At 63.7% G+C, this 14,872-nt stretch carries 12 protein-coding genes; all 12 read left to right on the top strand.

Annotation, left to right across the window (positions count from 1 at the left end):
- The first annotated feature begins 40 nt into the window (after positions 1–40).
- The 12 genes from nuoE (at position 41) to IAG39_RS24265 (ending at position 14,801) form a co-directional block, all read left to right on the top strand.
- A complete protein-coding gene (gene nuoE, locus IAG39_RS24320) occupies positions 41–535 on the top strand; it encodes an NADH-quinone oxidoreductase subunit NuoE (RefSeq protein ID WP_059374951.1) in 495 nt (164 codons plus the stop codon).
- Complete coding sequence (gene nuoF, locus IAG39_RS24315; RefSeq protein ID WP_059374946.1) at positions 532–1,899, top strand: NADH-quinone oxidoreductase subunit NuoF; 1,368 nt, start codon at positions 532–534, stop codon at positions 1,897–1,899. The genes nuoE and nuoF overlap by 4 nt, the downstream gene beginning before the upstream one ends.
- 15 nt (positions 1,900–1,914) lie before the next feature.
- Positions 1,915–4,242 carry an NADH-quinone oxidoreductase subunit NuoG gene (gene nuoG, locus IAG39_RS24310; protein WP_059374945.1) on the top strand — a complete coding sequence of 776 codons (2,328 nt, stop codon included), beginning with the start codon at positions 1,915–1,917 and terminating at the stop codon, positions 4,240–4,242.
- The gene (gene nuoH / locus IAG39_RS24305; RefSeq protein ID WP_059374944.1) at positions 4,242–5,315 is read left to right on the top strand and encodes an NADH-quinone oxidoreductase subunit NuoH; all 1,074 of its coding nucleotides are present in this window, start codon (positions 4,242–4,244) and stop codon (positions 5,313–5,315) included. Before nuoG ends, nuoH begins: the two co-directional genes overlap by 1 nt.
- 21 nt (positions 5,316–5,336) lie before the next feature.
- On the top strand, positions 5,337–5,825 hold the full coding sequence (nuoI, locus tag IAG39_RS24300) for an NADH-quinone oxidoreductase subunit NuoI (RefSeq protein WP_008161196.1): 489 nt from the start codon (positions 5,337–5,339) through the stop codon (positions 5,823–5,825).
- A 17-nt stretch (positions 5,826–5,842) separates the two neighbouring features.
- Positions 5,843–6,493 carry an NADH-quinone oxidoreductase subunit J gene (locus IAG39_RS24295; RefSeq protein ID WP_054450491.1) on the top strand — a complete coding sequence of 217 codons (651 nt, stop codon included), beginning with the start codon at positions 5,843–5,845 and terminating at the stop codon, positions 6,491–6,493.
- Positions 6,490–6,798, top strand: a complete 309-nt coding sequence (nuoK, locus tag IAG39_RS24290) for an NADH-quinone oxidoreductase subunit NuoK (protein ID WP_006217969.1) — start codon at positions 6,490–6,492, stop codon at positions 6,796–6,798. The genes IAG39_RS24295 and nuoK overlap by 4 nt, the downstream gene beginning before the upstream one ends.
- 17 nt (positions 6,799–6,815) lie before the next feature.
- Positions 6,816–8,852, top strand: a complete 2,037-nt coding sequence (gene nuoL / locus IAG39_RS24285) for an NADH-quinone oxidoreductase subunit L (RefSeq protein ID WP_059374943.1) — start codon at positions 6,816–6,818, stop codon at positions 8,850–8,852.
- A complete protein-coding gene (locus tag IAG39_RS24280) occupies positions 8,849–10,351 on the top strand; it encodes an NADH-quinone oxidoreductase subunit M (protein ID WP_059374942.1) in 1,503 nt (500 codons plus the stop codon). The genes nuoL and IAG39_RS24280 overlap by 4 nt, the downstream gene beginning before the upstream one ends.
- A 9-nt stretch (positions 10,352–10,360) precedes the next feature.
- Positions 10,361–11,845 carry an NADH-quinone oxidoreductase subunit NuoN gene (gene nuoN, locus IAG39_RS24275; protein WP_042796786.1) on the top strand — a complete coding sequence of 495 codons (1,485 nt, stop codon included), beginning with the start codon at positions 10,361–10,363 and terminating at the stop codon, positions 11,843–11,845.
- Between the two features lie 15 nt (positions 11,846–11,860).
- Positions 11,861–12,190: a DUF2818 family protein gene (locus IAG39_RS24270; protein WP_054450498.1), complete on the top strand. Its 330-nt coding sequence runs from the start codon at positions 11,861–11,863 to the stop codon at positions 12,188–12,190.
- Between the two features lie 334 nt (positions 12,191–12,524).
- Positions 12,525–14,801 (top strand): TonB-dependent receptor, encoded by a 2,277-nt coding sequence (locus IAG39_RS24265; RefSeq protein ID WP_118931876.1) that lies wholly within the window; start codon positions 12,525–12,527, stop codon positions 14,799–14,801.
- Positions 14,802–14,872 lie beyond the last annotated feature (71 nt).

The raw sequence follows: 14,872 nt of genomic DNA, 5'->3' as shown, positions 1-14,872 counted from the left end.
AGACAGTCACGAGCACGCCCGCATAACCCGGATTCAAACTATGCTGCTTTCCGAACAGGCCTACCAGAAAATCGACCGAGAACTCGCGAAGTTCCCGGGCGACCAGCGGCAGTCCGCCATCATGGCCTCGCTTGCCATCGCGCAAGAAGAGAAGGGCTGGTTGGCTACCGAAATCATTGAAGATGTGGCCAACTACATTGGCGTTCCGCCCATCGCGGTCCAGGAAGTCGCCACCTTCTACAACATGTTCGACGTCAAGCCCGTCGGCAAGAACAAGATCGCCGTCTGCACGAACCTGCCCTGTGCCTTGCGCGACGGCGAACGCGCCGGCGACTACCTGAAGCGCAAGCTGGGCGTCGACTACCGCGGCACCACTCCCGACGGCCAGTTCACGCTGGTGGAAGGCGAGTGCATGGGCGCTTGCGGCGATTCGCCCGTGCTCATCGTGAACAACAAGCATATGTGCGTGCGCATGACCGAAGAGAAGCTGGACGCGCTGGTCGCGGCCCTCAAGGCGCAAGGAGAGTCGGCATGAACGCGCCCGACCTGTACAAGCAGTTCGCGCAGGGGCTGGACCCCAACCCGCTGAACGATGTTTCCAATTCGATGTGCCTGCATGGCCGACACATCCAGCCGCAGATCCTGGCTGACGTCGACGGCGCCAACTGGCGCCTGGCCGACTACGTCAAGCGCGGCGGCTACGAAGCCCTGAAGAAGATCCTGACCACCGGCATGAAGCCGGAAGACGTGATCGCCGAGGTCAAGGCCTCCGGCCTGCGCGGCCGCGGCGGCGCCGGTTTCCCGACCGGCCTGAAGTGGAGCTTCATGCCGCGCGCCTTCCCGGGCCAGAAGTACCTGGTCTGCAACTCCGACGAAGGCGAGCCCGGCACGTTCAAGGACCGCGACATCCTGCGCTTCAATCCGCACATCGTGATTGAAGGCATGGCGATCGCGGCCTACGCCATGGGCATCAGCGTCGGCTACAACTACATCCACGGCGAAATCTTCGAAGTCTACGAGCGCTTCGAAGAAGCGCTGGAAGAGGCGCGCGCCGCCGGCTTCCTGGGCGACAAGATCCTGGGTTCGGATTTCAGCTTCCAGCTGCACGCGTTCCATGGCTATGGCGCCTACATCTGCGGCGAAGAAACCGCGCTGCTGGAGTCGCTGGAAGGCAAGAAGGGCCAACCGCGCTTCAAGCCGCCGTTCCCGGCCAGCTTCGGCCTGTACGGCAAGCCCACCACCATCAACAACACCGAAACGTTCGCGGCGGTGCCCTGGATCATCCGCAACGGCGGCCAGGCCTACCTCGAAGTCGGCAAGCCGAACAACGGCGGCACCAAGCTGTTCTCGATCACCGGCGACGTCGAGCGTCCCGGCAACTACGAGATCCCGCTGGGCACCCCGTTCTCGAAGCTGCTGGAACTGGCGGGCGGCATGCGCGGCGGCAAGAAGCTGAAGGCCGTGATCCCCGGCGGTTCGAGCGCTCCTGTGCTGCCGGCCGACATCATCATGGAATGCACGATGGACTATGACTCCATCGCCAAGGCCGGCTCGATGCTGGGCTCGGGCGCTGTGATCGTCATGGACGAAACCCGCTGCATGGTGAAGTCGCTCTTGCGCCTGTCGTACTTCTATTTCGAGGAAAGCTGCGGCCAGTGCACGCCGTGCCGCGAAGGCACCGGCTGGCTCTACCGCATGGTGCATCGCATCGAAAACGGTCACGGCCGTCCGGAAGATCTGGACTTGCTGGACAACGTGGCGGGCAACATCATGGGCCGCACCATCTGCGCCCTGGGTGACGCCGCCGCCATGCCCGTCCGTGGCTTCCTCAAGCATTTTCGCGACGAATTCGCGCACCACATCGAGCACAAGTCTTGTGTGGTCCCGCAATATCTGTAGGTCTCAGGAACAGCAATGGTTGAACTAACCGTCGACGGCAACAAGGTCGAAGTGCCCGAAGGCAGCATGGTCATGCATGCCGCTCAGAAAGTCGGGCTTTACGTGCCGCATTTCTGCTACCACAAGAAACTGTCCATCGCGGCCAACTGCCGCATGTGCCTGGTTGAAGTGGAAAAAGCGCCCAAGGCGCTGCCCGCCTGCGCCACGCCCGTGACCAACGGCATGGTCGTCCACACCTGCTCCGAGAAGGCTATCGCCGCTCAGAAGTCGGTGATGGAATTCTTGCTCATCAATCACCCGCTCGACTGCCCGATCTGCGATCAGGGCGGCGAATGCCAGCTGCAGGACCTGGCTGTGGGCTACGGCGGCTCTTCCTCGCGTTACCAGGAAGAAAAGCGCGTGGTGTTCCACAAGGACCTGGGTCCGCTGGTTTCCGCCGAGGAAATGAGCCGCTGCATCCACTGCACCCGCTGCGTGCGCTTCGGCCAGGAAATCGCCGGCGTCATGGAACTGGGCATGCTGGGCCGCGGCGAACACTCCGAGATCACGACCTTCGTCGGCCGTTCGATCGAATCGGAACTCTCGGGCAACATGATCGACATCTGTCCGGTGGGCGCGCTGACCTCCAAGCCCTTCCGCTACAGCGCGCGCACCTGGGAACTGGCTCGCCGCCGTTCGGTCAGCCCGCACGACAGCCTGGGCGCCAACCTGGTGGTCCAGGTCAAGGGCGACCGCGTCATGCGCGTGGTGCCGTTCGAAGACGAAGCCGTCAACGAATGCTGGATCAGCGACCGCGACCGCTTCTCGTACGAAGGCCTGAACAGCGAAGACCGCCTGTCGGCTCCGATGATCAAGGGCACCGACGGCAAGTGGCAGGAAGCCTCCTGGAGCGACGCGCTTGCCGCCGTGGCCCAGGGCCTGTCCCGCGTGCGCGACAGCTTCGGCGCCGGCCAGATCGGCGCCCTGGCGTCCGAATACGCCACCACCGAGGAATACGCGCTGCTGGGCCGCCTGGTCCGTTCGCTGGGTTCCGAGAACATCGACTTCCGCCTGCGCCAGACCGATGCCGCCTTCGACGCCGCCCTGACCGGCGCGCCGTGGCTGGGCATGCCCATCGCCGAGCTCGACAACCTGGACCGCGTCCTGGTGGTCGGTTCGTTCCTGCGCAAGGATCATCCGCTCATGGCGCAGCGCCTGCGCCAAGCCGCCAAGCGCGGCACGCAGATCCTGATGGTCGACAGCGCAGCCGACGATCCCCTGATGCCCGTGGCCGCCCGCATTACCGTGGCCCCGTCCGAGCTGGCGCGCGCGCTGGCCGAAGTGGCCGTCGCGCTGGCCCAGGCCAAGGAACAGGCCGTGCCGGCCGAGTTCGCCTCGGTCGCGCCCAGCGAAAACGCCAAGCTCATCGCCGCCAGCCTGGCTTCCGGCGCCAATACCGCCGTGCTGATGGGCAACCTGGCCGTGGCCAGCGCCCAGGCCTCGACCCTGGCCGCCAACGGCCGCGCCGTGGCTGAACTGGCCGGCGGCAAGTTCGGTTTCCTGACCTCCGGCGGCAACACCGTCGGCGGTTACCTGGCAGGCGCCATTCCTGGCAAGGGAGGCAAGAACGCCGCCGCCATGCTGGCCGAGCCGCTGAAGGCCTACGTGGTCCTGCACGCCGAGCCGCTGCTGGATGCCGACAATGGCCAGCAAGCCATCGCCGCGCTGCGCGGCGCGCAGTTCGCCGTGGCCCTGACGCCTTATCGTTCGGCTGCCGCCGAATGGGCCGACGTCATGCTGCCGGTGTCGCCGTTCACCGAAACCTCGGGCACGTTCGTCAACGCCCAAGGCCTGGCTCAGAGCTTCAAAGGCACGGTCACGCCGTTCGGCCAGACCCGTCCGGGCTGGAAGGTCCTGCGCGTGCTGGGCAACGTCCTGCACCTGGCCGGCTTTGACGACGAGACCTCAGAGTCCGTGCGCGACGCCGTGCTGGCAGGCGGCATCGAAGGCCGCCTGTCCAACGAGATCAAGGCCCCGCTGGGCCTGGGCCAGGCCGCCAGCGGCCTGGAGCGCGTCGCCGACGTGCCGATCTACCGCACCGACGCCATGGTCCGCCGCTCGGAGCCGCTGCAAGCGGCCCCGGCCTCCAAGAAGCCGGCTGCCGCCATGAACGGCCGCACGCTCACCAGCCTGGGCCTGACGGCTGGCGTCAAGGTGCGCGTGTCGAACGGGCAGGGCGCCGTCGAACTCGAAACCGTGCAGGACGATGCCGTGGCGGACCGCGCCGTGCGCATCTCGGCAGCCTTTGAAAACACCGCGGCCCTGGGTGGCGCATTCGGTCAAATCAGCGTGGAGCGTGCCTGATGGAATGGCTTAATGTTCTTGAGAGCCAGGGTACGGCATTGCTGGGCCCGACGGTCTGGATGGTCCTCTGGACCCTCATCAAGATTGTGGTCATCGCCGTGCCCATCATCCTGTGCGTGGCGTACCTGACCTACTGGGAACGCAAGATGATCGGCGCCATGCACGTGCGCATGGGCCCGAACCGCGTTGGCTTCAAGGGGCTGCTGCAGCCGTTCGCCGACGTGTTCAAGCTGCTGACCAAGGAAGTGGTGGTTCCGTCGCAGGCCAACAAGGTGCTGTTCATCGTGGCCCCGGTGGTCACGCTGATGCCGGCGCTGGCCGCCTGGGCGGTGGTGCCGTTCGGTCCCGACGTGGTCCTGGCCAACGTCAACGCCGGCCTGCTGTACATCATGGCCATCACGTCCGTGGGCGTGTACGGCGTGATCGTGGCGGGTTGGGCGTCCAACTCCAAGTACGCCTTCCTGGGCGCGCTGCGCGCTTCCGCGCAGATGCTGTCCTACGAACTGGCCATCGGCTTCGTGCTGGTGACGGTGCTGCTGGTGTCCGGCAGCCTGAACATGTCCGAGATCGTGCATGTGCAGAACCGCGGCTGGTTTGCCGACAAGGGCCTGACGTTCCTGTCCTGGAACTGGCTGCCGCTCTTGCCGCTGTTCGTGATCTACGTGATTTCGGCCGTGGCTGAAACCAACCGCCACCCGTTCGACGTGGTCGAAGGCGAATCGGAAATCGTGGCCGGCCACATGGTCGAATACTCGGGCATGGCGTTCGCGCTGTTCTTCCTGGGCGAATACGCCAACATGATCCTGCTGTCCTGCATGGCCTCGATCATGTTCCTGGGCGGCTGGGCTTCCCCGATCGACATCGCGCCGCTGACCTGGATTCCGGGTTGGATCTGGCTGGGTCTCAAGACGTTCGTCGTGGTCTCGTTGTTCGTGTGGTTCCGCGCGTCGTTCCCGCGCTACCGCTATGACCAGATCATGCGCTTGGGTTGGAAAATCTTCATCCCGCTGACCGGCGTTTGGCTGGTCGTGGTGGCGATCTGGATGCAGACGCCCTGGAACATTTGGCGCTAAGCCGCCAGGCAGAGGCAGGATATGGAAGCGATCAAGGATTTCTTCGGCAGTCTGATGCTGACCGAATTGCTCAAGGGCATGCGCCTGACGGGCAAGTATTTCTTCAAGCGCAAGGTCACCTTGCGCTACCCCCAGGAAAAGACGCCTGCGTCGCCGCGTTTCCGCGGCCTGCATGCGCTGCGCCGCTACCCCAACGGGGAAGAGCGCTGCATCGCGTGCAAGCTGTGTGAAGCCGTGTGCCCCGCGCTGGCGATCACCATCGAGTCGGACCAGCGCGATGACGGCACCCGCCGCACCACGCGTTACGACATCGACCTGACCAAGTGCATTTTCTGCGGCTTCTGTGAGGAAAGCTGCCCCGTGGACTCCATCGTGGAAACGCACATCCACGAATACCACGGTGAAAAGCGCGGCGACCTGTATTTCACCAAAGACATGCTGCTCGCCGTGGGCGACCGCTACGAAGCCGACATCGCCCGCCGCCGGGCCGAAGACGCTCCCTATCGTTGAAGCCCAGGACCTGATCCATGACTTTTACCACTGTCCTGTTTTACATACTGGCCGCCGTGCTGGTGATCGCGGCGTTCCGCGTGATCACCGCGCGCAGCCCGGTCACCGCCGTCCTGCACCTGATCCTGGCCTTCGTCAACGCGGCCATGCTGTGGATGCTGCTTGGCGCCGAGTTCCTCGCGCTGCTGCTGGTGCTGGTATACGTGGGCGCCGTGATGGTGCTTTTCCTCTTCGTCGTGATGATGCTGGACATCCGCATGGATGCCCTGCGCCAGGGTATGAAGACCTACCTGCCGCTCGGCCTGGTCATCGGCCTGGTGATGGTGGTCGAAATGGCCTTCGTGCTGGGTTCGACCTGGTACGGCGCGGGCCCGCAAGCCCCGGTCGCCGGCGACTACAACAACGCCCGCGCGCTGGGCGAGGCCATGTACACCCAGTACATCTACGCCATTGAAGTGGGCGCCGCGCTGCTGCTGGTCGGCATGGTCGCCGCCATCGCGCTGACCCTGCGCCGCCGCCGCGACGTGAAGTACAACGACCCGGTGGCCGCCGTCCGCGTGCGCTCGAAGGACCGTTACCGCATGGTGAGCATGCCCGCCCAGAGCGAGCGCGCCCAGGCGCAGAACGGCACCCCGACCGCCGCCGCGCCCCAAGGAGAACAAAAATGACGCTGACGCTGGCCCACTACCTGATCCTCGGGGCGATCCTGTTCGCCATCGGGATCTTCGGCATCTTCCTGAACCGCCGCAACCTGATCATTCTCCTGATGTCCATCGAGCTGGTGCTCCTGGCCGTCAACATGAACTTCGTGGCGTTCTCCAGCTGGTTCGGCGACACCGCCGGCCAGGTGTTCGTGTTCTTCATCCTGACCGTGGCCGCCGCCGAAGCGGCGATCGGCCTGGCCATCCTGGTGCTGCTGTTCCGCAACCTGAACACGATCAACGTTGACGAACTCGATCGCCTGAAGGGCTGACGGGGTATTGGAAGAAAATGTCTAGCTCACCCAATCTCTACTTGCTCATCGCGCTGGCTCCGCTGGCCGGGGCAATTCTCGCGGGCCTCTTCGGCACCGGGTTCCTGGGCCGTCCCATCGGCCGCCGCGCTTCGCACATGATCACCATCCTGGGCGTGCTCATCTCCACCATCGGTTCGGTGGTGGTGCTGAACGACGTGCTCAATGGCTTGCGCTTCGACGGCGCGGTCTACACCTGGAGCCTGATCGGCCAGACCAAGCTGGAAATCGGCTTCCTGATCGATCCGCTCTCGGCCATGATGATGGTCGTGGTGACTTCGGTGTCGCTGATGGTGCACATCTACACCATCGGCTACATGGCGGATGATCCCGGCTACCAGCGCTTCTTCTCGTACATCTCGCTGTTCACGTTCTCCATGCTGATGCTGGTGATGTCGAACAACATGGTGCAGCTGTTCTTCGGCTGGGAAGCGGTGGGCCTGGTGTCGTACCTGCTGATCGGCTTCTGGTACACCCGTCCCACGGCGATCTTCGCCAACATGAAGGCGTTCCTGATCAACCGCGTCGGCGACTTCGGCTTCGTGCTCGGCATCGGCCTGCTGTTCGCTTACGCCGGCACCATGCACTACGGCGAAGTCTTCGCCCAGGCCGACAAGCTGGCCACGCTGACGCTGCCCGGTTCCGACTGGATGCTGCTGACCGTCGCCTGCATCTGCCTGTTCATCGGCGCCATGGGCAAATCGGCCCAGGTTCCGCTGCACGCCTGGCTGCCTGACTCGATGGAAGGCCCGACCCCGATCTCCGCGCTGATCCACGCCGCCACCATGGTGACGGCCGGCATCTTCATGGTCGCGCGTTTCTCGCCGCTGTTCGAACTGTCCGACGTGGCGCTGTCCTTCATCATCGTGATCGGCGCCATCGGCGCGCTGTTCCTGGGCATCCTGGGCATCATCCAGAACGACATCAAGCGCGTGGTCGCGTACTCCACGCTGTCGCAGCTGGGTTACATGACGGTCGCGCTCGGCGCCTCGGCTTACTCGGTCGCGATCTTCCACCTGATGACGCACGCGTTCTTCAAGGCGCTGCTGTTCCTGGGCGCGGGCTCCGTGATCATCGGCATGCACCATGACCAGGACATCCGCAACATGGGCGGCCTGCGCAAGTACATGCCCATCACCTGGATCACTTTCCTGCTGGGCACGCTGGCCCTGGTCGGCACGCCGTTCTTCTCGGGCTTCTACTCGAAGGAACACATCATCGAGGCCGCCGGCGCCGCCAATGTCTGGGGCGCGAACTTCGCGTACTACTCGACCCTGATCGGCGTGTTCGTGACCTCGCTGTACTCGTTCCGCGTGTACTTCCTGGTCTTCCACGGCAAGGAACGCTTCGATACCACCGGTCACGGCCATGGCCACGACGACCATCACCACGCCGCCGACGTCGACCATGAGCCGGACGGCCATGGCCATCACGGCACGCCGCACGAGTCGCCCTGGGTGGTCACGCTGCCGCTGGTGCTGCTGGCGATCCCGTCGGTCATCATCGGCGCCCTGGTGGTCGATCCGATGCTGTTCGGCAAGTTCTTCGACGGCGTGATCAAGGTCCTGCCGCAGCATCCTGCGATGCACGAGCTGCACGAAGAGTGGCACGGTTGGGTGGCCTTCGGCCTGCACGCCTTCCAGACGGTTCCGTTCTGGCTGGTCGTGGCTGGCGCCGTCACCGCCTGGTACTGCTATCTGATCAACCCGAAGGTTCCGGCCAAGATCCAATCCAGCCTGTCCGGCATCAACAAGGTGCTCGAGAACAAGTACTACGTGGATTGGGTCAACGAGCAGATCATCGCCCGCGGCCTGCGCTGCCTGGGCCGTGGCCTGTGGCAGACCGGTGACCGCGGCATCATCGACGGCCTGCTGATCAACGGCAGCGCCCGTGTGGTGGGCTGGGTGGCAGCGGTCAGCCGTCACCTGCAGTCCGGCTTCATCTATCACTACGCGTTCGCGATGATCATCGGCATCATGGCGCTGGTGACTTTCTTTGTGCTGATTCCCCAATGATGGCAAGCGAGATGGCATCCAACACTTTCCCCTGGCTCACGCTTGCGATCTTTGTCCCGATCGTATTCGGCCTGCTGGTGCTGGCGGTGGGCCGTGACGACCGTCCCGGCCTGACGCGCGGCCTGTCGCTCGTCGGCTCAATCGCCGGTTTCCTCGTCACGATCCCGCTGTACACCGGTTTCGACTCCACCACGGCCAAGATGCAGTTCGTGGAGAAGACCTCCTGGATCGAGGCCTTCAACGTCAATTACCACCTGGGCATCGACGGCATCTCGATGTGGTTCGTGCTCCTGACCGCATTCATCACCATCATCGTGGTGCTGGCCGGTTGGGAAGTCATCACCAGCCGCGTGTCCCAGTACATGGCCGCCTTCCTGATCCTGTCGGGTCTGATGGTGGGCGTGTTCTGCGCGCTGGACGGCATGCTGTTCTACGTGTTCTTCGAAGCCACGCTGATCCCGATGTACATCATCATCGGCGTCTGGGGCGGACCGAACCGCGTGTACGCGGCATTCAAGTTCTTCCTGTACACCCTGATGGGCTCGCTGCTGACGCTGGTCGCCTTCGTGTACCTGTGGAACGTGTCGGGCGGTTCGTTCGACATCCTGACCTGGCAGCAGACCAAGCTGGGCTACACCCCGCAGATCCTGATCTTCGTGGCTTTGCTGGCGGCCTTTGCCGTCAAGGTGCCGATGTGGCCGGTCCACACGTGGTTGCCCGACGCTCACGTCGAAGCTCCCACGGGCGGCTCGATCGTGCTGGCCGCGATCATGCTGAAGCTGGGCGCCTACGGTTTCCTGCGCTTCTCGCTGCCGATCGCGCCTGACGCCTCGCACAGCCTGGCCGGCATGATGATCACGCTGTCGCTGATCGCCGTGATCTACATCGGCCTGGTCGCGATCGTCCAGGACGACATGAAAAAGCTGGTTGCGTATTCGTCGGTTGCTCACATGGGCTTCGTGACGCTGGGCTTCTTCATCTTCAACACGGCCGGCGTCGAAGGCGCCATCGTGCAGATGATCTCGCACGGCTTCGTGTCGGGCGCCATGTTCATGTGTATCGGCGTGCTCTATGACCGCATGCACTCGCGCCGCATCGCCGACTACGGCGGCGTGGTCAACGTCATGCCGCGTTTCGCCACCTTCTTCATCCTGTTCTCGATGGCCAACAGCGGCCTGCCGGCCACCAGCGGTTTCGTCGGCGAGTTCATGGTGATCATGGGCGCGGTCGAGCACAACTTCTGGATCGGCCTGCTGGCGGCGACCGCCCTGATCCTGGGCGCTTCGTATTCGCTGTGGATGGTCAAGCGCGTGGTCCTGGGCGACGTCGCCAACGACCACGTGCGTGAACTGACCGATATCAACCGCCGCGAGTTTGTGATTCTTGGCGTGATGGCGATCGCCGTGTTGTACATGGGGATCTATCCCAAGCCCTTTACCGACGTGATGCACGTTTCGGTGGAGGCCCTGCTGCAACACGTTGCCGTCTCGAAACTGTAAGACAAGACAATGATGCAATCCCAAATCGATTTCGCCCTGGCGACACCGGAAATCCTCCTGCTGGTTTTCGGCCTGGCTATCCTGCTCGTCGACGCGGTCAGCAATCACCCCGAGCGCAAGCCGACGTTTCTGCTGACCATGCTTGCATTGGGCGTGCTGACCGTCGTGTCGGCCCTGCAATGGAAGAACGGCGTTGTTGGTTCGACCTTCAACGGCCTGTACGTCACCGACGAACTGTCGCATCTGCTCAAGATCGCGTCCTACATCGCCGTGGCCGCGACCCTGGTCTATGGCCGTGTCTACGCGCAAGTGCGCGACATGATGCGCGGCGGCGAACTCTACGTCCTGACGCTGTTCGCCCTGCTGGGCCAGATGGTCATGATCTCCTCCGGGAACCTGATCTCCATCTACCTGGGCCTGGAGCTGATGTCGCTGGCGCTGTACGCGCTGATCGCGCTGCGCCGCGACAACGTCGTCGCCACCGAAGCCGCCATGAAGTACTTCGTGCTGGGCGCGCTGGCCTCGGGCTTCCTGCTGTACGGCATGTCCATGATCTACGGCGCCACCGGCCACCTGGATCTGGCTGAAGTGTCCAAGGTCATCGCCGCGGGCAAGGCCGAGAAGCTGGCCCTGGTGTTCGGCATCGTGTTCCTGGTGTCGGGCCTGGCGTTCAAGCTCGGCGCCGTGCCGTTCCACATGTGGGTTCCGGACGTCTACCAGGGTTCGCCCACCGCCGTCACCCTGATCCTGGGTGGCGCGCCCAAGCTGGCCGCCTTCGCCATCACGCTGCGCCTGCTGGTCGATGGCCTGCACGGCCTGGCCGCCGACTGGCAGCCGATGCTGATGATCCTGGCGGTGCTGTCGCTGGCCATCGGCAACCTGACGGCCATCGCGCAGACCAACTTCAAGCGCATGCTGGCCTATTCGACCATCTCGCACATGGGCTTCGTGCTGCTGGGCCTGATGTCGGGTTCGGTCGCGGGCAAGCCGGAACTGTCGTCGGCCGCCTACGGCGCCTCGCTGTTCTACATGCTGACCTACGTGCTGACCACGCTGGCCAGCTTCGGCATCGTGCTGCTGCTGTCGCGCCAAGGTTTCGAGTGCGAGCATATCGACGACCTGAAGGGCCTGAACCGCCGCAGCCCGTGGCATGCCGCCATCGTGCTGCTGCTGATGTTCTCGCTGGCCGGCATTCCGCCGCTGGTGGGCTTCTACGCCAAGCTGGCCGTGCTGCAGGCGCTGGTCAGCGCAGGCCACGTGACCCTGGCCGTGATTGCGGTGCTGTTCTCGCTGATCGGCGCGTTCTACTACCTGCGCGTGGTCAAGGTCGTGTACTTCGACGAGCCGGCCGCCGATGCCGCGCCGATGGTCGCCACCTGCGGCCAGCGCGGCGTGCTGTCGGTCAACGGCGCCCTGATCCTGATCCTGGGCATCCTGCCGGGCGGCCTGATGGCCTTGTGCGTGCAGGCAATCCGCAGCTCGCTCAGCCTGTAAACGGAAAACGGCGCCATGAACCAGACTCTGGCGGTATGGCTGCTGATCGCGCTGGCCCTGGTCAGCGCGAATCTCCCGTTCCTGACGGAGCGGGTATTCGCCGTCATGCCCTGGAAGCAGGGCGGGGTGGCGGCAGTCAAACCGTTCTGGATGCGTCTGATCGAAGTGCTGGTGTTCTACGCCATCGTCGGTGCGCTCGGTTTCGCGTTCGAATCCACGCTGGGCAACCGCTTTTCCCAGACCTGGGAGTTCTACGCGATCACGCTGAGCCTGTATCTGGTGCTGGCGTATCCGGGGTTTGTGTACCGGTACCTGTTCAAGCGGCACCCGCGCCTGCGCACCTGAAGGCAGCCTGGTTCATGCATGAAAAACGCCCTGTGGGGCGTTTTTTTTCGTGGGTGCATGGAACCGGCTTAGCCTGTGCCTTTTGAGCTTGCTAATGCCTTTCCTTGCTCATTCGCGGGTATTCGGGAAGGCGGAGCTACTCAGCGTCTTGCACTAGCGGATACCCGGCGGGAGCCCTCCGAAGACCTGTGGGGGATAACCCGCTTATGGTGTTGTTTTTTCATCTTTTGGATGAGTTTGGGTCTTTCATTCAGGTTTCATTCAGCCGCACAGTTCAGAATCGCAAACGTTAAAAAAACAAGAATCGTTGCTATTTACATTCGGAGAAGCTGGTTTGAAGCCCCAAGATACGTATTCGCTGAATGCGCTCACTACCTCCCTGGCTGCCGCGATCGCGGCCCCCGCGCTGTTCATCAGCCCGTACGCCGCCGCCCAATCCGCGGATTCGGGCGTGACGCAACTTGCGCCCGTGCGCGTGGAGGGTGAGGGGTCGTCCTACCAGACATCCACGGCGCAATCGCCCAAGTTCACGGCCCCCTTGCTGGACACCCCGCGCACGGTGCAGGTCGTGCCAAAGCAGGTGATCCAGGACCAGGCTGCGTCCACGCTGCAGGACGTCCTGCGCAATTCGCCCGGCATCACGTTCGGCGCGGGCGAGGGCGGTCGCCCGGGCGGCGACCTGCCGATCATCCGCGGCCAGAATTCCGCCGGCAGCATTTTCCTGGACGGCATTCGCGATTCCAGCACGCAGGTGCGCGACACCTTCAACCTGGAGCAGGTCGAAGTCATCAAGGGGCCGGACTCGGTCTATTCCGGCCGCGGCGGCGCGGGCGGCAGCATCAACATGGTCAGCAAGACGCCCAAGGCCACCGACTTCACGGAAGCCACGGCGCAGATCGGCACGGACAGCAACTACCGTGCGACCATCGACAGCAATTGGCGCCTGGCCGACAAGGCCGCGTTCCGCCTGAACGTCATGGGCAACAAGGGTGACGCGCCCGGCCGTGACGACGCGGTGGACTTCGAGCGTTGGGGCGTGGCGCCCTCGCTGACCTTGGGCGTGGGTACGCCGACGCGCATCACGCTGAGCTACTACCACTACCAAGACGACAGCATGCCGGATTACTCCATCCCGTATGACCCGAAAACGGGCCAGCCGGTGACGGAGACCATGGGTGTAAGCCGCAAGAGCTTCTATGGCTTGAAGGGCCGCGATTTCATGAAGACCCGCGACGACGTCGCTACCGTGGACTTCCAGCACGACTTCTCCGACAAGCTGCAACTGCGCAACGTGACGCGCTATGGCCGCGGCACCACCGATTTTGCTGCGACCAACCCCGACGACAGCAAGGGCAACGTTCCGAATGGCCTGGTGTACCGGGCGCTCAAGTCGGGCTACTACGTCACCAAGAGCTTCGCCAACCAGACCAACCTGACGGGCGAATTCGATACCGGCAGCCTGAAGCACTCGTTCGACCTGGGCTTCGAGTACAGCAACATCAAGCAGGACAAGGACAGCTACACCGAGTCGGGCGTTCCCGCTGGAACGAGCGGCTGCGTGACTGGCACCGCCAACGGCAAGAATACCTACGCCAATCCGGCGCTTTGCGCCTCGTTGTGGGATCCGGACCCGGGCACCTACTATCCTGGCCATCTGCAACGGAACAACAATCCGGCGCGCTACAACACGGATACGGTCGCGCTCTACGGCTTCGACACGATCAAGTTCAACGAGCAATGGCAAGCCAGCCTGGGCCTGCGTTGGGACAATTACCGTACCAGCGGCAGCAACATCGCCAAGGGCCGCAATGACCCGGCCAGCACGCCGGCGTTCTACAGTACCAGCCGCGAGGACAACCTCTTTAACTACCAGGTTGGCTTGGCATACAAGCCCGCGCCCAACGGTACCATCTACGCCACTTACGGAACTTCGTCCACGCCGTCCGCCATCGCCTCCAGCGCGATCAGCGATGCCGTGTCGGTCACGAACCAGTCGCTGGAGCCTGAGAAGAGCCGTACGGTCGAACTGGGCACGAAGTGGCAGGTGTTCGATGATCGCCTGACGTTGTCGGCGGCGGCTTTCCAGGACATTCGCAAGAACACCAGCGTCGCGGTCTCGGCCACCGAGACCGCGCAGGTCGGCGAGGCCAAGGTGCGCGGCATCGAACTGGGCTTCTCGGGCAGCATCACGCCCAAGTGGAACGTGTTCGGCGGCTACACCTTCATGGACAGCGAAATGACCAAGGGCGCCTACAACAGCGGCGCCGTGGGCCAGGACCTGCCCAACACGCCGCGCAATGCCTTCAGCCTGTGGACCACCTACAAGGTGCTGCCGAAGCTGACGGTCGGCGGCGGCGCCTACTACGTGGACAAGGTGTACGGCAATTCGGACGCGACCAAGAACGCCGACGGCACGCCCAAGGCGCGCTGGGTGCCTTCCTACTGGCGCTTCGACGCCATGGCCGCGTACGAATTCAACGACCATATGTCGGCGCAGTTGAATGTGCTGAATATTTTCGACGAAACCTACTACACCAAGGCCTATGCGGCGCACTACGCGGCGCTGGGCACGGGCCGGGCGGCGCTGCTCTCGCTGCGCGTGCGGTACTGATACGCCGCTGCAATGAAAAAGCCACCGCGAGGTGGCTTTTTTCATGCTCGCCCGCCGGCTGCAGGCACAGG

Source organism: Achromobacter xylosoxidans (genome assembly GCF_014490035.1).
GTDB lineage: Bacteria > Pseudomonadota > Gammaproteobacteria > Burkholderiales > Burkholderiaceae_B > Achromobacter > Achromobacter bronchisepticus_A.
This window is presented reverse-complemented; position numbering and strand designations above follow the sequence as displayed.